The 16,012-nt window shown below is 74.7% G+C and carries 17 protein-coding genes; 11 read left to right on the top strand and 6 right to left on the bottom strand.

The features are described 5' to 3' along the window. Both cobA and UQW22_RS11465 read left to right on the top strand, forming a co-directional pair. A complete protein-coding gene (gene cobA, locus UQW22_RS11460; protein ID WP_407317107.1) occupies positions 1-780 on the top strand; it encodes a uroporphyrinogen-III C-methyltransferase in 780 nt (259 codons plus the stop codon). Positions 781-811: 31 nt separating this feature from the next. Beyond that, complete coding sequence (locus UQW22_RS11465) at positions 812-1,909, top strand: uroporphyrinogen-III synthase (protein ID WP_407320799.1); 1,098 nt, start codon at positions 812-814, stop codon at positions 1,907-1,909. Here the strand turns inward: UQW22_RS11465 and UQW22_RS11470 are convergent. Further along, positions 1,872-3,212, bottom strand: a complete 1,341-nt coding sequence (locus UQW22_RS11470) for an ATP-binding protein (RefSeq protein ID WP_407317108.1) — start codon at positions 3,210-3,212, stop codon at positions 1,872-1,874. The genes UQW22_RS11465 and UQW22_RS11470 overlap by 38 nt on opposite strands. Next, positions 3,209-3,865 carry a response regulator transcription factor gene (locus UQW22_RS11475; protein ID WP_407320800.1) on the bottom strand — a complete coding sequence of 219 codons (657 nt, stop codon included), beginning with the start codon at positions 3,863-3,865 and terminating at the stop codon, positions 3,209-3,211. The genes UQW22_RS11470 and UQW22_RS11475 overlap by 4 nt, the downstream gene beginning before the upstream one ends. A gap of 90 nt (positions 3,866-3,955) precedes the next feature. On the opposite strand from UQW22_RS11475, the gene UQW22_RS11480 reads away from it, so the two are divergent. Genes UQW22_RS11480 through UQW22_RS11500 form a run of 5 tightly spaced genes read left to right on the top strand, consistent with a single transcriptional unit; the run spans position 3,956 to position 7,619 of the window. Continuing rightward, positions 3,956-5,191, top strand: coding sequence for a LolA family protein (locus UQW22_RS11480; RefSeq protein WP_407317109.1), 1,236 nt, complete (start codon positions 3,956-3,958; stop codon positions 5,189-5,191). Further along, complete coding sequence (locus UQW22_RS11485; RefSeq protein WP_407317110.1) at positions 5,188-6,159, top strand: ABC transporter ATP-binding protein; 972 nt, start codon at positions 5,188-5,190, stop codon at positions 6,157-6,159. Before UQW22_RS11480 ends, UQW22_RS11485 begins: the two co-directional genes overlap by 4 nt. Next, positions 6,146-7,012: an ABC transporter permease gene (locus tag UQW22_RS11490; RefSeq protein ID WP_407317111.1), complete on the top strand. Its 867-nt coding sequence runs from the start codon at positions 6,146-6,148 to the stop codon at positions 7,010-7,012. The genes UQW22_RS11485 and UQW22_RS11490 overlap by 14 nt, the downstream gene beginning before the upstream one ends. A 38-nt stretch (positions 7,013-7,050) precedes the next feature. Beyond that, on the top strand, positions 7,051-7,248 hold the full coding sequence (locus UQW22_RS11495) for a hypothetical protein (RefSeq protein WP_407317112.1): 198 nt from the start codon (positions 7,051-7,053) through the stop codon (positions 7,246-7,248). Next, a complete protein-coding gene (locus UQW22_RS11500) occupies positions 7,245-7,619 on the top strand; it encodes a type II toxin-antitoxin system death-on-curing family toxin (RefSeq protein WP_407317113.1) in 375 nt (124 codons plus the stop codon). The genes UQW22_RS11495 and UQW22_RS11500 overlap by 4 nt, the downstream gene beginning before the upstream one ends. Before the next feature lie 7 nt (positions 7,620-7,626). On the opposite strand, the gene UQW22_RS11505 is transcribed toward UQW22_RS11500, so the two are convergent. The 4 genes from UQW22_RS11505 to UQW22_RS11520 are packed head-to-tail and all read right to left on the bottom strand — an operon-like array spanning position 7,627 to position 10,728. After that, complete coding sequence (locus UQW22_RS11505) at positions 7,627-8,682, bottom strand: sulfate/molybdate ABC transporter ATP-binding protein (RefSeq protein WP_407317114.1); 1,056 nt, start codon at positions 8,680-8,682, stop codon at positions 7,627-7,629. Beyond that, a complete protein-coding gene (locus tag UQW22_RS11510) occupies positions 8,679-9,473 on the bottom strand; it encodes an ABC transporter permease (protein ID WP_407320801.1) in 795 nt (264 codons plus the stop codon). Before UQW22_RS11510 ends, UQW22_RS11505 begins: the two co-directional genes overlap by 4 nt. 50 nt (positions 9,474-9,523) lie before the next feature. Continuing rightward, positions 9,524-10,324 (bottom strand): molybdate ABC transporter substrate-binding protein, encoded by an 801-nt coding sequence (modA, locus tag UQW22_RS11515; RefSeq protein WP_407317115.1) that lies wholly within the window; start codon positions 10,322-10,324, stop codon positions 9,524-9,526. After that, the gene (locus UQW22_RS11520) at positions 10,321-10,728 is read right to left on the bottom strand and encodes a molybdopterin-binding protein (protein WP_407317116.1); all 408 of its coding nucleotides are present in this window, start codon (positions 10,726-10,728) and stop codon (positions 10,321-10,323) included. Before UQW22_RS11520 ends, modA begins: the two co-directional genes overlap by 4 nt. A 97-nt stretch (positions 10,729-10,825) precedes the next feature. Here UQW22_RS11520 and glp point away from each other — a divergent pair, with 97 nt between their 5' ends. From glp to UQW22_RS11540, 4 genes are all read left to right on the top strand, one after another. Then, a complete protein-coding gene (gene glp, locus UQW22_RS11525) occupies positions 10,826-12,157 on the top strand; it encodes a gephyrin-like molybdotransferase Glp (RefSeq protein ID WP_407317117.1) in 1,332 nt (443 codons plus the stop codon). Beyond that, positions 12,154-12,645, top strand: coding sequence for a cyclic pyranopterin monophosphate synthase MoaC (moaC, locus tag UQW22_RS11530; RefSeq protein WP_407317118.1), 492 nt, complete (start codon positions 12,154-12,156; stop codon positions 12,643-12,645). The genes glp and moaC overlap by 4 nt, the downstream gene beginning before the upstream one ends. Continuing rightward, on the top strand, positions 12,642-13,616 hold the full coding sequence (locus tag UQW22_RS11535; RefSeq protein WP_407317119.1) for a molybdenum cofactor biosynthesis protein MoaE: 975 nt from the start codon (positions 12,642-12,644) through the stop codon (positions 13,614-13,616). Before moaC ends, UQW22_RS11535 begins: the two co-directional genes overlap by 4 nt. 126 nt (positions 13,617-13,742) lie before the next feature. After that, positions 13,743-16,004 (top strand): PhoX family protein, encoded by a 2,262-nt coding sequence (locus tag UQW22_RS11540; protein ID WP_407317120.1) that lies wholly within the window; start codon positions 13,743-13,745, stop codon positions 16,002-16,004. The last annotated feature ends 8 nt before the right edge of the window (positions 16,005-16,012 follow it).

Below are 16,012 nucleotides of genomic sequence, written 5' to 3' on the forward strand. Positions count from 1 at the left end.
ATGACCGCGGGCGGGCACGTCACCCTCGTCGGCGCCGGCCCCGGCGCGGCCGACCTGCTCACGTACCGGGCGTGGCGCGCCGTCGCGCGGGCCGACGTCGTCGTCCACGACCGGCTGGTGCCGGTGGAGGTGCTCGACGACCTGGGCGAGCACGTCGAGGTGGTCGACGTGGGCAAGGCACCCGGCCGGCACAAGGTCCCGCAGGACGGCATCAACGCGCTGCTCGTCCGCCACGCCCGGGCCGGGCGGCGGGTGGTGCGGCTCAAGGGCGGCGACCCGTTCGTCTTCGGGCGCGGCGGCGAGGAGTACGCGGCCTGCGTGGCCGCGGGAGTCGCCGTCGACGTCGTGCCCGGCGTCTCGTCCGCGCTGGCCGTGCCGGCGCTCGCCGGCGTCCCGGTGACCCACCGGGGGACGACGACGGCGTTCCACGTCGTCACCGCCCACACGCGGGCCGGTGAGCAGGAGCTCGACGACGTGGCGGCGGGCTGCGTCACGCAGCGGGCGGCTACGCTGGTGATCCTCATGGGCGTGTCCGCGCTCCCGGCGATCGTGACCCGGTTGCTCGACGCCGGAGCGTCCCCGGACACACCCGTGGCGATCGTGGAACGGGGATCGACGCCGGACCAGCGGGTGACGCGCGTCGGGCTGGACCTGGCGGCGAAGCGCGCCGACGAGCTCGGCGTGCGGGCGCCGGCGGTGATCGTGATCGGTGACGTGGCGGCGCACGGCTTGTTGGAGGGCACGAGTGACCGAGGAGACGTGGGGGACCCGCGTGGCTGAGACCTCGACGCGGCCTGCCCTGGGACAGGTCATGGCGGGGTGCACCGTGCTCGTCACCGCGGACCGGCGCTCCGGCGAGCTCGCCGCCGCCCTCGAACGGCGGGGTGCCACGATCCGGCACGCGCCCGCGCTGAGCATGATCCCGCACGTGGACGACGACGCCCTCGTCGCCGCGACGGCCGCGCTCGTCGAGGACCCGCCCGACGTCGTCGTCGCCACCACGGGCGTCGGCTTCCGCGCCTGGATCGAGGCGGCCGACGCCCACGGGCTGGCCGACGACCTGCTGCGGGTCCTCGGCGAGGCCCGCATCGTGGCCCGCGGCCCCAAGGCGCGTGGCGCGGTGCAGGCCGCCGGCCTCGCCGCCGACTGGGTGGCGGAGTCCGAGACGTCCGCGGAGGTGGCCGAGGTGCTGCTCAGCGAGGGCGTCGGTGGCCTGCACGTGGCGATCCAGCACCACGGCGCCGGCGCGGACGGTCTCGACGAGGTCTTCGCGAAGGCCGGGGCCCAGGTCTCGCCCCTGGTCGTCTACCGCTGGGGGCCCGCACCTGATCCCCGCGCGGTGCAGGACTCGGTCCGGGCGGCGGCGGCCGGGGAGATCGACGCCGTCGTCTTCACGTCCGCGCCCGGCGCGGAGGCGTGGATGGAGGCGGTGGAGTCCGCCGGGGTGCGGGACGAGGTCGTCTCGCGCTGCACCACGGGGGAGATGGTGGTCGCCTCGGTCGGGCCGGTCACGACGCGCCCGCTCGCGGCCCGCGGCATCACGCCGCTCGAGCCGGAGCGCGGACGGCTCGGCGCGCTGGTCCGGACGCTGGTGGGCCACTACGAGCACATCGAGTCCGTCGCGCTGGGCACGGTCGCCGGTCCGCTGGTCATCCGGGCCCGGGTCGCCGTGCTGGACGGTCAGGTGCTGCCGCTGTCGCCCACCGGCGTCGAGGTGCTGCGGCTGCTGGCGTCCGCCGGTGGCGACGTCGTCTCCCGCGACCAGGTGCTCGAGGTGCTGCCCGGCGTCTCCCGCGACGGGCACGCCGTGGAGGTCGCCGTGGCACGGCTGCGCGAGGCGGCCGGCCGCCGCGACCTCATCAAGACGGTCGTCAAGCGGGGGTACCGCCTGGAGCTCGCGCACGACTGAGGCCGGCGGCGCCCCGCCCCGGGACGGGCAGCACGACCGTGGCGCGCAGCCCACCGAGCTCGCTGTCGCCCAGCGTGACGTCGCCCCCGTGCTCCCGCGCGATCTCGCGCGCGATGGCCAGGCCGAGCCCGGTGCCGCCCGAGTCGCGGCCGCGTGCCGACCCGAGCCTCGTGAACCGCTCGAAGACGCGTTCGCGGTCCGCCGCGGCGATCCCCGGGCCGTCGTCGTCCACGGTCACGACGCCCTCGCCCACCTCGACCACGACCCGGTCGTGCGCGAACCGGCGGGCGTTGTCCACGAGGTTGCGCACCACGCGGCCGACGGCGGAGGGGTCGACGACCGCCCGGCCCTCCCCGCGCACCTCGACGTCCCTCGCGACCGCCCGGGCGAGCGCGGCCAGGTCGACGTCTCGCACCTCCACCGGGGTGGCGCCGACCCGGGCGAGGACGAGCAGGTCGTCGACGAGCGCCTGCAGGCGGACCACCTCGTGCTCGAGGTCCGCCGTCAGCTCGGCGTCCTCGTACGCCTCCGGATGGGCACGCGCCACCTCGAGGCTCGTCCGCAGGGCCGCGATCGGCGAGCGCAGCTCGTGGGCGGCGTCGGCCACGAAGTGGCGCTGGCGCTGCGCCGACGCGTCCAGACGGTCCAGCATGGCGTTGAGGGTCCGTGCCAGGGCGGCGATCTCCTGGGCGCGCGGCACCGGGAGGCTGCCGGGGCCCCCGACGTCGCTCACCCGCGCGGCGCCGGCGCGCAGCTCCTCGACCGGGCGCAGAGCCCGCCCGAGCACCACCCATGTCACCAGCCCCAGCGTGAGCGTCAGCAGGGGGACCACGAGCCCGAGGGAGAGACGCAGCGCGTCGAGCGCGCCCTCGATGGTGCCCAGGGGGAGGGCGGCCACGACCCGCTGCCCGGTGGGCAGGGTGTCGACGAGCACCCGGACGGACCCGGTGCCGTAGGCCACGTCGTCGCGGGTCGAGGCACCGTCAGGCGTCTCGCCCAGCGCGGCGGGCGCGAGGACCGGCAACGTCCGGCTCGCGTTGGGCGAGGTGGCGACGACGAGGCCCGAGGCGTCGACGAGCTGGACGACCTCGCCCGGCTCGTCGGCGGCGAGGACCTCGGGCAGACGGTCCTCGGTGACGAGCGCCGCCACCTGGTCGGCCGTGCCCGCCAGGACGGCGTCGGTCGCCGCGATCCGGCTCTGCGAGACGACGGAGGTCAGCGCCAGGGCGCCCAGGACGAGGGCGATCCCCGTCAGACCGGCCGCCGCGAGGGTCAGACGCAGGCGCAACGACCAGCCGGTCACCGTCCCACGACCCGGTAGCCGGCGCCTCGCACGGTCTCGATGGCCGACCGGCCGAGCTTGCGGCGCAGGTACCCGACGTAGACCTCCACGACGTTGAGGTCGTCGCCGGCGGCGTCCCACACGTGGTCACGCAGCTCGACCTTGGCGAGCACCTCGCCGGGCCGGCGCATGAGGTGCTCGAGCAGTGCCGTCTCGCGCGTCGTCAGCTCGACGTCCCGGCCGTCCTGGCGCACCTCGCGGGTGGCCGGGTCGAGCGTCAACGTCCCGACCTGCAGGACGGCGGGCCGCGGTGGCGCACCGCGCCGCAGGAGCGCCCGCAGCCGGGCGACGAGGACGGTGAACGCGAACGGCTTGGGGAGGTAGTCGTCGGCACCGACGTCCAGGCCGCGGGTGACGTCGTCGTCCGTGCCCTTGGCGCTGAGGACGAGCACCGGCGTCCAGACCTCCTCGTCGCGCATCGTGCGCAGCACGTCGATCCCGGACCGCTGCGGGAGCATGAGGTCGAGGACGACGACGTCGTGGTCGCCCTCGAGAGCGAGCCGGAGCCCGGTCTCGCCGTCGGACGCGACGTCGACGGCGAACCCTTCCGCCTGCAGGCCCCGGCGCAGGGCCCGCGCGAGCACCGTCTCGTCCTCCACCACCAGGATGCGCACCACCGCAGCATGGCACCCGTGTGCACGACGTGCGCCCTCAGCTCTCGCCTTCTCAGCCTCGTCTCAGGTGGCCTCGGCCACAGTGGTCCCATGGACACCACGCGCAGTCTCTCGCCCCGGGCCCGGTGGGCGGTCCCCGCCGTCGTCGCCGGCGCCGTCGCCGCCGCGTTCGCCGTGCCCGCCGCGGTGGGGGCCGTGGCGAGCGACGAGCTCCCCGCCGTCACCGCCGAGGAGCTCGTCGAGCGCCTGGCCGTCGCCGAGAAGGTCCCCGTCTCCGGGACCGTCGTCTACACGGCCCGGCTGGGCCTGCCGGACGTCACCGTCTCGGAGGTCCAGGGGGCCGGCCCCCTGGACCTCCTCGGCGGCAGCACCACGGTCCGGGTCTGGTCCGACGGCGCCGAGTCGTCCCGCGCCGCGCTGCTGGGCGACGTCTCGGAGTACTCCGTGGTCCGCTCGGGAGCGGAGGCGTGGACCTACTCGAGCGCCGACGACGAGGCGGTCCACTACGTCGTCGACCCCGACGACGTGGCACGGTACGAGGCGCTCGCCGACGAGGCGGCCGGGCCGAGCGTGGAAGGTGACGTCCCGACCCCCGCGGAGGCGGCGGACCTGGCGCTGGCGCACGCCCGCGTCACCACCGACGTCGAGACCACCGAGCCCTTGGAGGTGGCCGGGCGTGCGGCGTACCAGGTCGAGCTGCGGCCGCAGACCGACGGCACGCTGGTCGACAAGGTGCGGATCGCCGTCGACGCCGAGACCTCCGTGCCGCTGCGCACCCAGGTGTGGAGCGTCCAGGACGCCGAGGCGCCGGCGCTCGAGGTGGGCTTCACCGACGTCTCGTTCGAGGCGCCCGACCCCAGCGTGTTCGAGTTCTCCGCCCCGGCGGGAGCCGACGTGCGCGAGGTCGAGGTCCCGCTCCCGGACCCGGCCACGATGGAGCGGGGGACGATGGAGAAGCCCAGCAGCGACGCGTTCGGCGAGGACGCGGACGTGGCGGTGACCGGTACCGGGTGGGAGACGGTCGTCGAGCTGACGGACGTGGACGTCGACGCGATCCTCGGTGCGACGGCCGAGGGCCGGCTGCCGGAGGGCAGCACCGGGTCGAGCGGCGCCGACGACCTGCTCGAGGAGCTCGCGGAGTCCGAGGACGGCGAGCTGCCGGGTATGCCGGAGCTCGACACGGGCGCGCTGTACGAGCAGCTCACGACCCCGGTGGACGGGGGTCGGCTCCTCGGCTCCGCTCTGCTGTCCGTGCTGGTGACCGACGACGGCCGGGTGCTCGCGGGGTCCGTGCCGCCCGCGACGCTCGTGGAGCGCGCCGGATGAGCGGTGCCGACGGTGCCGCCGGGGCTGCTGAGGGCTCCGCGGTGCGTACCCGGGGCCTGACGAAGCGGTTCCGCTCGGGGCAGGTGGGTGTCGCTGGGATCGACCTGCTGGTCCCGCGCGGTGCGGTCTACGGGTTCCTCGGCCCGAACGGGTCGGGCAAGACGACGACGATCCGCATGCTCCTCGGTCTCGTCTCGCCCACGTCCGGTTCCGTCGAGCTGCTGGGCGAGGCGATGCCCGGGCGCGGCGCGGCGGTGCTGCCTCGGGTCGGCGCGCTCGTCGAGGGCCCGGCCTTTCACCCCTACCTGTCGGGGGAGGCGAACCTGCGGCGTGTCGACGCCGCGGACGCGACCGTGTCGCCGGCGACCCGCGCGCGTCGGATCGGCGCGGCGCTGGAGCGCGTCGGCCTCACGGCGGCGGCGGGCAAGACGTACCGCCAGTACTCGCTGGGCATGAAGCAACGGCTGGGGCTCGCCGCGGCTCTCCTGCGGCCCCGCGACCTCCTGCTGCTCGACGAACCGACCAACGGGCTGGATCCGCAGGGCACGCGCGAGGTGCGGGCGCTGGTGCGCGAGGTCGCCGACGCGGGCGCCACCGTCCTCGTCTCGTCCCACCTGCTCAGCGAGATCGAGCAGGTGTGCTCGCACGTCGGGATCATGAGCCGGGGCGAGCTGCTCGCGCAGGGTCCGCGCGAGGCGATCGCCGACGAGGGCACCACCGAGGTGCGGGTCGCGACGCGGCCGGACCAGCGCGACCACGTGGTGCGGGTCCTGGCGGGCCTCGGGCTGAGCGACGCGCGTGTCGACGGCGGGGTCGTCGCCGCACCCCTGGGCAGGGTGGCGGTCGAGAAGGTCGCGCAGGCGGTGGTGGGCGACGGGATCGACCTGCTCGGGCTGGAGGTCCGCCGGCCCACGCTCGAGGACGTGTTCGTCCGCCTGACGGGGGAGGGCTTCGATGTCGCTCGTTGACGCTGCGCCGGCCGGGCCGTCGGCCGCACCCGCGCGCGCGACGGCACGCCTGCTGGGCAGCGAGCTGCGCCTGGTGTTCGGCCGCGTGCGCAACGTCGTGCTGCTCGCGGGTCTGGCAGCCGTGCCCCTGCTGATCGGCACGGTGCTGTTCGTCACGCAGGACACTCCCGTGGCGGGGCAGGGGCCGCCGTTCCTGGACCGCGTGACCGGCAACGGCGTGTTCCTCGTCTTCGCTGCCCTGGTGAGCTGCCTGCCCTTCCTCCTGCCCCTGTGCGTGTCGATCGTCTCCGGTGACGCGATCGCGGGGGAGGCGTCGGCGGGCACCCTGCGGTACCTGCTGGTGACCCCGGTCCCGCGGTCCCGCCTGCTGCTCGTCAAGGCCGTGGCCGCGCTCGCCTACGCGGGGGCGGCGGTGGCCGCGATCGCCGTCGTCGGGCTGGTCGCCGGCGCGGCCTACTTCGGCGTCGGTGACGTGATCCTGCTCTCGGGGGACACGATCCCGCTCGCCGAGGGGATGCTGCGCACCCTGGGCGTGGTCGGCTATGTCATCGCCTCCCTGACAGGGCTGGTCGCCGTCGGGCTGTTCCTGTCGACGCTGACCGAGGTCCCGGTGGCGGCGATGGCCGCCACGGTGGTCGTCGCGATCGTCAGTGGGGTGCTCGACGCGCTGCCGCAGCTCTCCGCGATCCACCCGGTGTTGCTGACGCACCACTGGCTCGGCTTCGGGGAGTTCCTCCGGCTGGAGGTGGACGCCTCGACGCTGCTGGCGGGGCTGGCCGTGCAGGCGGCGTGGGTGGCCGTCTTCGGCGCCCTGGCGTGGAGCCGGTTCACGACGGCGGACGTGTCGTCCTGACCGGTCGTCCGGCCGCGGACGAGAGTATGATTCTTGGTATGAACGCCGGAGAGATGACCACGATCAAGGTTCCGGTCGCCGTGCGTGACAAGTTGCGTGAGCGAGCCCTGCGGCAGCACGTCACCCAGGCCGAGGCTCTCGAGCGCCTTCTCGATGAAGCACCGGACGAGGACATCCACCGGTGGGTCGCCGAGGAGTCCGCACGCTGGAAGCCCTTGCTGGACCGCCTCGCGTGACGACGGCGGTCACGTACCTCCGTCTCGCGGAGGTCGTCGCCATCATCGAGTACCAGGAGTGGGACGTCCGTGACGTCGGCCTGCTCGACCAGGTGGTACAGCGTCCGCAGGCCGTCGTGTTCGAGACAGAGCTTTATCCGCACCTGCACGCCAAGGCCGCAGCCCTGATGGACTCGTTCAACCGCCTGCACCCGCTGCAGGACGGGAACAAACGACTCTCCTGGCTTGCGGTCGTCATCTTCTACCGCAAGAACGGTGTGCGGCTCGTGGCCGACATCGACGACGCGGAAGCGTTCGTCCTCGGTGTAGCCGGTGACCACATGCCACTCGAGGACATGGCGGCCTGGTTCGCCGACCACGCCGTCGAGTGAGTCCGCGTCACACCGGGTAGACGTCGACCTCGGCGGCCTTGACCGTCCCGACCACGGCGCGACCGGGCACCAGGGACAGCTCGGCCACGGCCTGCGGTGTCACGTCCGCCGCCAGGTGCTCGGTGCGCACGCGCACCAGGTCGCCGTGCGGTTCCACCGACCGCACGGTGGCGCGGAAGGTGTTCCGAGGCGAGCCGTGCGGGTCGGCCAGGTGCAGGGCGACGGCCGCCGGGCGGAAGACGGCGGTCATCGCGGCTCCGACGGGCACCTCGGGGTGCGCGGCATGGCCGTGCACGACGCCGCTGCTCGCGGTGGCGACACCGTCCCCGGTCCACGTGCCGGACAGCAGGTTGAGTCCCGCGATCGACGCGGCGAAGGCGCTGCGCGGGCGTGCCAGGACCTGTGCCGTCGGGCCGCGTTCGACGATGCGGCCATCGTCGACGACGGCGATCTCGTCGGCGAGCAGCAGCGCGTCCAGCACGTCGTGGGTGGCGAGGACGGCGGTCTGCTCGGCGAGCAGGTGCTGCAGCGTCTGGCGCAGCGCGGGGGTGACGTCCACGTCGAGGGCCGCCATCGGTTCGTCGAGGAGCAGCAGCCGCGGTGCCGCCGCCAGCGCCCGCGCGATCGCGACCCGTTGTGCCTGGCCGCCGGAGAGCGCGGCCGGACGGCGGTGGGCGAGGTCGGCGAGGCCGACCACGTCGAGCCACTCGTCGGCCGCGGCACCGGCCCCCCGGCGGGACCGTCCCTGGGACCGCGGTCCGAACGCGATGTTGTCGCGGACCGTCAGGTGCGGGAACAGGGTCGGTTCCTGGGCGAGCAGGGAAACGCGGCGTCGGTGCGGGGGTACCCAGGTGGTCGTCCGGCCGGACCGGGCGCGCACCAGCGTCCGCCCCGCGAGGCCGATCTCGCCGTCGTGCGGACGCAGCGTGCCGGCGGCGAGCCCCAGCGCCGTCGACTTGCCGGCGCCGTTGGGGCCGAGCAGCGCGAGCGTGCTGCCGTCCGCGACGTCGAGGCGGACGTCGAGCTCGCGCGACGGCACGGTGGCGGTCATCGTGAACGTCATCGCGAGGCTTCCCGAGCGCCCTGCCGGTGCGTCGCGGCGATGACGGCGACGGCGACGGCCACCAGCAGCAGAGACAGTGCCACGGCGGCGTCGGGGTCGGTCTCACGCTGCAGGTAGATCTCCAGCGGCAGCGTCCGGGTGACGCCCTGCAGGCTGCCCGCAAAGGCGATGGTGGCACCGAACTCGCCGAGGGCCCGCGCGAACGCCAGCACCGTGCCGGACACCAGTCCGGGCCGCACCAGCGGCAGGGTGACGCGGCGCAGCACCGTGGTGGGGCTCGCGCCGAGGCCCGCGGCGACGACCTCGTACCGCTCGCCGGCGGTGCGCAGCGCCCCCTCGAGGCTGACGACGAGGAACGGCAGCGCGACGAAGCTCTGCGCCAGGACCACCGCCGTGGTGGAGAACGCGACCTGGATCCCGAGCATCTCGAACGACTCACCGAGCAGACCCCGGCGGCCGAACGTGGACAGCAGCGCGATGCCGCCGACCACGGGCGGCAGCACCAGCGGGACCAGCACGAGGGAGCGCAGCAGCCGCTGGCCGGGGAACCGGCCGCGGGCCAGCACGAGAGCCAGAGGGATGCCGAGCACCAGACAGACCACGGTGCTCGTCGCGGCGGTCCGGAGGCTGAGGAGCAGGGCGGCGCGGGCCGACTCGCTGGTGATCAGCGACGCGTAGCTCGACCAGTCGACCCGGGCGGCCATCGCGGCCACCGGCAGCACCACGAACAGGCTGCCGACGACAGCGGGCACGTACGCCCAGCGGGGGACCGCGGCGGGGACCTCGGCCAGGTCGCGGGTGGCGCGAACGCCGGCGGGCGCCCGGTGGGTGGTCGGCGCTCTCACGGTGCGGCGAACCCGATGTCGGCGAGCGTCGCCCGGCCGCCGTCGGCGAGGACGGAGTCGACGAAGGCCTGAGCCAGCTCGGCCTGGTCGGCGGTCCGGCCGGTCCGGCCGGTCCGGCCGGTCCGGTCGATGGCGGCGATCGGGTAGGTGTTCACTGCGGCATCGGCCTCGGGGAACGCGATGCCCTCGACCTGGTCGCCGGCGCGGGCGACGTCGGTGACGTAGACGAGGCCGGCGTCGGCCTCGCCGCTGGACACCTTGCCGAGGACGTCCGTGACGCTCTGCTCCTCGCTCGCCGGACGGAGGACGAGGCCGGCGCGGGCGGCGACGGCGGTGGTCGCGGCGCCGCACGGGACCTCGGGTGCGCAGACGACGAGGTGGAGGGCGGGATCGACGAGGTCGGCGAGGCCCATGACGTCGGCGGGGTTGCCGGGCGGCACCGCGATCTGGAGGGTGTTGGTCGCGAAGGCCCGGGGCGTGCCGACCAGGTCGTCCGCGACGAGGGCGTCCATCGTCCGGGTGTCGGCCGTGGCGAGGACGTCGGCCGGGGCGCCCTGCTGGACCTGGGCCACGAGGCCGGCCGAGCCCCCGACGTTCAGCCGGACGTCCACGCCCTCGTGCGCGGCCTCGAAGTCCGCGGCGATCAGCTCGAACGCCTCGGACAGGGAGGCGGCGGCGTAGACGGTCAGGGTGGTGTCGTCGGACTCGCCGGTGGTGCACCCGGTGAGCGCGGCGGCGGCGCTCGCGGCCAGGAGCGCGGCACGGGCCCGCGGGCCGGGTCTGCGCGCCGCCGTCATGCCGAGCCTGCGTCCGGCGCCTCGACGACGACGTTCGTCGACTTGATCGTCGCCACCGCGACGTAACCGCGTTCCAGGCCCAGGTCCCGCACGGCCTCGCTGCTCATGAGCGACACCACCCGGAACGGCCCGCACTGCAGCTCGACCTGCGCCATGACGGTGTCGACGGTGAGGTCGGTGATGAGGCCGACGAACCGGTTGCGGGCCGAGCTCTTCATCCCGTCGGGGAGCCCGGGCGCGGTGGCGTGCTCGCGGGCGACCATCGCGACGTCGTACCCGTCGACGACCTGGCGGCCGGCGTCGTCCCGGTCGGCCGTCAGCAGCCCGCGGTCGACCCAGCGGCGGACGGTGTCGTCGCTGACGCCGAGGTACACGGCAGCCTCGCTGATCCTCATCTGCGGCATGCCAACTACTCTAGACCCGCGGATGAGGGTTCATCGCGGTGCTTGCCTGATCGGGTCCACGACCAGCACGTCCCGACCGGGTCGTAGGCTGCCCGGTGTGGACCACCAGACGACGCGGCGACCGGTCGGCGATCATCAGCAGGCGCTCGGCGCGCTCGTGGGACCGGCCCTGTCGCGGCCCCGCCGCCGGACGCACGCGCTCACCGCACTCCTCGGCGAGGCCGGGCGCGGCGCGCTGCCGCGCGTCGTCGCCGGTGACGCGGTCGCGGCCGCGGACCTGCCGGGATTCGACAACTCGCAGATGGACGGCTACGCCGTCCGCGCCGCCGACCTGACCGGGGCGACGCCGTCGGACCCGGTCGTGCTGCCCGTCGTCGCTCCTGTCCCGGCCGGCACGCAGGCGCCACCGCTGGCACGCGGCACGGCGGCGCCCGTCATGACCGGCTCTCCCGTCCCGGCCGACGCGGACGCCGTCGTCAGGATCGAGGACGCTGAGCCGCCGGTCTTCCCCGAGCCGGGCACGCCGGCGACGGTCCGGTTCGCCGCGCCTGTCCGCCCCGGCACGTTCGTGCGCCGCGCCGGCTCCGACGTCGCCGCGGGTGACGTCGTCGTCCCGGCCGGGACCCCGCTCGGGCCGGCGCAGCTCGGCGTGCTCGTCGCCGCGGGCGTCGCCGAGGTCGAGGTCGCCGAACCCTCGCACGTGCTGCTGGTCTCCACCGGTTCCGAGCTCGTGCCCGCCGGCCGGTCCCTCGGTGACGCCCAGGTGCACGACGCCAACGGCGCCATGCTCACGGCGGCGCTCGCGGAGGTGGGGGCGCGCGTCACCCAGCGCGTCGTGCCCGACGACCCGGCCGCGCTGCGGGCGGTCCTCGCCGAGGCTCCCGACGACGTCGCCCTCGTCGTGACCAGCGGCGGCGTCTCCGCCGGTGCGTACGAGGTGGTGCGCCAGACCCTCACCGACGCCTGGTTCGGGCACGTGGCCGTCCAGCCCGGGGGGCCGCAGGGGCTCGGGACCATCGCGCTCGGCAAGCTGTCAGGCTCAGGGCCGGGCATGGACCGCCCTGAGTCTGACAACTCCAGGTCCGACCGCTCCAGGGCGGTGCCGCTGGTCGCGTTCCCGGGCAACCCCGTCAGCGCGCTGGTGTCCTTCGAGCTGTTCCTGCGCCCGGTGCTCGCCGCGTCGACGGGCGCCGCCCCGGCCCACCGGCCCCGGCGACGGGCGCCGCTGGCCGCGCCTCTCGACTCACCCGAGCACCTGCACCAGGTGCGCCGCGCCCGCCTCGACGCCGACGGCCGGGTGGAGATGGTCGGCGGACCGGGTTCCCACCTCCTGGCCCACCTCGCGGCGGCTACGCTCCTCGTGCACGTGCCACCCGGTGTCGCCCACCTCGAGGAGGGCGACGACGTCGACTGCTGGGAGATCAGATGAGCGACCTGTCCCACTACCGCGACGACGGTGCCGCCCACATGGTCGACGTCACCGCCAAGGACGTCACGAAGCGCGAGGCCACCGCCCGCGGCGTGCTGCGCACCCGGGCGGACGTCGTCGAGCGGATCGTGTCCGGCGACCTGCCCAAGGGGGAGGCGGTCGCGACGGCGCGCGTCGCCGGGATCATGGGAGCCAAGCGCACCCCGGACCTCGTGCCCCTGTGCCACCCGCTGCCGCTGTCCGGCGTCGAGATCGACATCGCCCCGGCCGGCGACGTGGCGGGCACCATGGAGATCACCGCCACCGTGCGCACCACCGGTCGCACGGGCGTCGAGATGGAGGCGCTCACCGCCGTGACCGTCGCGGGCCTGACGCTCTACGACATGATCAAGGCGGTCGACAAGGCCGCGGTGCTCACCGACATCGAGGTCGTGGCGAAGGCCGGCGGGAAGTCGGGCGACTGGGTCCGCGGGGAGGAGCGCGCGTGAGGGCCGCCGTCGTCGTGGCCTCCGACCGCGCCGCCGCCGGGACGTACCCGGACCGCTCCGGTCCAGCCGCGGCGGAGTGGTTCGCCGCCCGCGGCTGGGAGGTGCTGCCCGTGCTGGTGGTGCCGGACGGCGAACCCGTCCGCGACGCCCTCCTCGGCCTGCTCGAGACGGGTGACGACACCCCCGACGTCATCGTGACCTCCGGCGGGACCGGGATCGCGCCGTCGGACACCACCCCCGAGGCCACCCGGGCCGTGCTGGACCGCGAGGTGCCGGGGATCGCCGAGCTGGTGCGGGCCCGCTCGCTGGCCCCCACGGACGCCGGCAAGAAGGCCGTCCCCGGTGCTGCACTGTCCCGCGGCACGGCCGGCGTGGCCGACCGGACGCTGGTCGTCAACCTGCCCGGCTCGGTCGGGGGTGTGGTCGACGGCCTCGACGCGCTGGCCGACGTGCTCACGCACGCCGTCGACCAGCTCCGCGGCGGCGACCACCCCGCCCCCTCGCAGGCGCCCGCACCGCTGAGCGATGCCGTCGTGCTGCGGGCGGACGTCGTGGAGACCTCGCTCGACGACGGCCTGGCACGTCTCGCCGAAGAGGTCCGCGACGACACCTGCGGAGCGGTCGCCACCTTCGTCGGGCACGTCCGCGACCACGACGAGGGCCGCGGAGTCACCGCGCTGCACTACGAGTCGCATCCGGACGCCGCCGCCGTCCTGGCCCGCGTGGCCGACCGGGTGGCCCGCCGGACGGCCGAGGCCACCGGCGACACCGTGCGGGTCGCCGCCTCGCACCGGGTGGGCGACCTCGCGATCGGCGACGTCGCCGTCGTCGTGGCCGTCGCCTCCGGGCACCGGCAGGCCGCGTTCACCTGCGCGAGCGACCTCGTCGAGGAGCTCAAGGCCGAGGTGCCGATCTGGAAGGAGCAGGGCTTCACCGACGGCTCCAGCGAGTGGGTGGGCTCGCTCGGCTGATCCCGCGAGCGCTCCCACCCGCAGGTCATCGGCTGTTCACCGGGTGGTCGGAGGGTCGATGCCGGGGCGCCACGGACCGTTCCTACCGTCGGTCGCGACCCCCCGGTCCCGATCCAGGAGTGCCCGATGACGATCGCCCCCGAGTCCCGCCCGCAGCTGCCCGTCACGGTGGCCCCGCACTACGCGCGCGGCAAGCGAGCCGCGGCGACCTGCCGCTACAAGTGTGCCGACGCCTGCGCGCACCCCGCGCCGAACCTCAGCGCCAACGAGTACTTCCGCGACGTCGCCTCCCGGGCGCTGAGCCGGCGGGTCATGCTCGGTGGTGTCGCCGCCGCGGCGGCCGCCGTCGTGGTGGGCGCCGAGGTGCTGGGCGCCGAGCCCGCTACCGCCGCGCCGATGCACAGCGGGGGTCGCGGGCGTGGGCTGGCCTTCGGTGCCATCGACCCGCAGCCGATGGCGATCGACGACTTCGTGGTGCCTGAGGGGTACGAGTGGTCGCCGATCATCCGCTGGGGCGACCCGATCCTGCCCGGCGGCCGCGCCTTCGACCCGGCGCGCCAGACGCCGGAGCAGCAGGCGAGGCAGTTCGGCTACAACTGCGACTACCTCGACATCCTCCCCGAGGACCCGAAGCACATCACCTCGATGGTGGAGACCCGGCGTGGCAAGCGCGGGGTGCTGGTGTCCAACCACGAGTACACCAACCCGCAGATCATGTTCGACGCGTCCTACGACGCCGCCACGCGCCGCGCGATCGAGCGGGCCGCGCACGGCATGTCGGTCGTCGAGCTGCGCCGCGACCGCCCCGGGACTCCGTGGGAGTACGACCGCATCGCCCGGCTCAACCGCCGGATCCACATCGGCTCCGAGTTCGTCGTCGACGGCCCGGCAGCGGGCCACGACCTGTTGAAGACCGTGGACGACCCGACCGGACGGAAGGTCCTCGGGACGCTGAACAACTGCGCCGGGGGCACGACGCCGTGGGGCACGATCGTCTCGGGGGAGGAGAACTTCCACGGGTACCTGCGGGTGGACGGCAGCGACCCGCGCGACGCCCGCTACGGTCTGCGCAACTCCCCGACCGGGTACGGCTGGGAGCTCGACGAGCCGCGGTTCGACGGCAACAACCCTGGCTTCGAGAACGAGAACCACCGGTTCGGCTGGGTCGTCGAGCTCGACCCGTACGACCCGGACGCCGCGCCCGTCAAGCACACCGCGCTCGGCCGGTTCAAGCACGAGGGCGCGAACGTCATCCTGTCCGACGACGACCGCGCGGTCGTCTACATGGGTGACGACGAGCGCTTCGACTACGTCTACAAGTTCGTCTCGACCGGGCGGATGCGCCACGGCAACAGCCGCTGGGCGCGCGAGCACAACAAGACGCTGCTGTCCTCCGGCGACCTGTACGTCGCACGGTTCACCGGCGACTCGCCGGCCTCCGAGATCGACGGTTCCGGCGCGGTGCCGTCCGACGGCGCGTTCGACGGCACCGGCGAGTGGCTGCCGCTCGTGCTCGACGGCGAGTCGCAGGTCGAGGGCATGTCTCTCGAGGAGGTCCTCGTCTTCACGCGGCTGGCCGGCGACGCCGTCGGCGCCACCAAGATGGACCGGCCCGAGGACGTCGAACCGAACCCCTTCACCGGCCGCGTCTACGTCGCCTGCACCAACAACTCCAACCGCGGCGTCGGCTCCAACGCGGCCGCCGACGAGGCCAACCCGCGCGGCTCGAACCGCGACGGCCACATCGTCGAGATCATCGAGGACGGCGGCGACCAGACGGCCACCACGTTCACGTGGAACCTGCTGCTGGTCGCCGGCGACCCCGAGGTCAACGACTCCACGTACTTCTCGGGCTACCCGGCCGAGAAGGTGTCGCCGATCTCCTGCCCGGACAACCTGGCCTTCGACGCCGACGGCAACCTGTGGATCTCCACGGACGGCCAGCCGTCGGCGATCCAGAAGTGCGACGGGCTGTTCAAGGTCACCCTCGACGGGCGCCGGCGTGGCCGCGTGGAGCAGTTCCTCTCCGTGCCCCGCCGGGCGGAGACCTGCGGGCCGGTGCTCGACGTCCGGGACTCGATGGCCTACGTCAACGTCCAGCACCCGGGCGACGACGGGAGCTGGGACACCCAGACGTCCTACTTCCCGGACTACCTCGACGCCGACGAGGACGTGCCGGCGGGTGCCTGGCGCGGCCCGCGGCCGTCGACCATCCAGGTCTACCTCGCCGACGTGGACGACGAGCACCCCGGCCGGGGCAAGGGCAAGGGCCGCGACGACCGGCACGACGGTCCGGGGCCGTTCCCCGGTGGCCGCGGTGGCCAGGGCCGGGGATCACGGAACCGCAGCTCGTTCCGCCCCGAGGCCGGGGAGCAGTTCCGGGGCTGATCCCGGGA

The sequence above is a fragment of the Isoptericola halotolerans genome (assembly GCF_045689585.1).
Classification (GTDB): domain Bacteria; phylum Actinomycetota; class Actinomycetes; order Actinomycetales; family Cellulomonadaceae; genus Isoptericola; species Isoptericola halotolerans_B.

What these genes read in the sequence shown, in the direction of transcription:
- cobA (WP_407317107.1), top strand. Translation starts at nt 1, where the DNA reads ATGACCGCGGGCGGGCACGTCACCCTCGTCGGCGCCGGCCCCGGCGCG.
- UQW22_RS11465 (WP_407320799.1), top strand. Translation starts at nt 812, where the DNA reads ATGGCGGGGTGCACCGTGCTCGTCACCGCGGACCGGCGCTCCGGCGAG.
- UQW22_RS11480 (WP_407317109.1), top strand. Translation starts at nt 3,956, where the DNA reads ATGGACACCACGCGCAGTCTCTCGCCCCGGGCCCGGTGGGCGGTCCCC.
- UQW22_RS11485 (WP_407317110.1), top strand. Translation starts at nt 5,188, where the DNA reads ATGAGCGGTGCCGACGGTGCCGCCGGGGCTGCTGAGGGCTCCGCGGTG.
- UQW22_RS11490 (WP_407317111.1), top strand. Translation starts at nt 6,146, where the DNA reads ATGTCGCTCGTTGACGCTGCGCCGGCCGGGCCGTCGGCCGCACCCGCG.
- UQW22_RS11495 (WP_407317112.1), top strand. Translation starts at nt 7,051, where the DNA reads ATGAACGCCGGAGAGATGACCACGATCAAGGTTCCGGTCGCCGTGCGT.
- UQW22_RS11505 (WP_407317114.1), bottom strand. Translation starts at nt 8,682, where the DNA reads ATGACGTTCACGATGACCGCCACCGTGCCGTCGCGCGAGCTCGACGTC.
- modA (WP_407317115.1), bottom strand. Translation starts at nt 10,324, where the DNA reads ATGACGGCGGCGCGCAGACCCGGCCCGCGGGCCCGTGCCGCGCTCCTG.
- UQW22_RS11520 (WP_407317116.1), bottom strand. Translation starts at nt 10,728, where the DNA reads ATGCCGCAGATGAGGATCAGCGAGGCTGCCGTGTACCTCGGCGTCAGC.
- moaC (WP_407317118.1), top strand. Translation starts at nt 12,154, where the DNA reads ATGAGCGACCTGTCCCACTACCGCGACGACGGTGCCGCCCACATGGTC.
- UQW22_RS11540 (WP_407317120.1), top strand. Translation starts at nt 13,743, where the DNA reads ATGACGATCGCCCCCGAGTCCCGCCCGCAGCTGCCCGTCACGGTGGCC.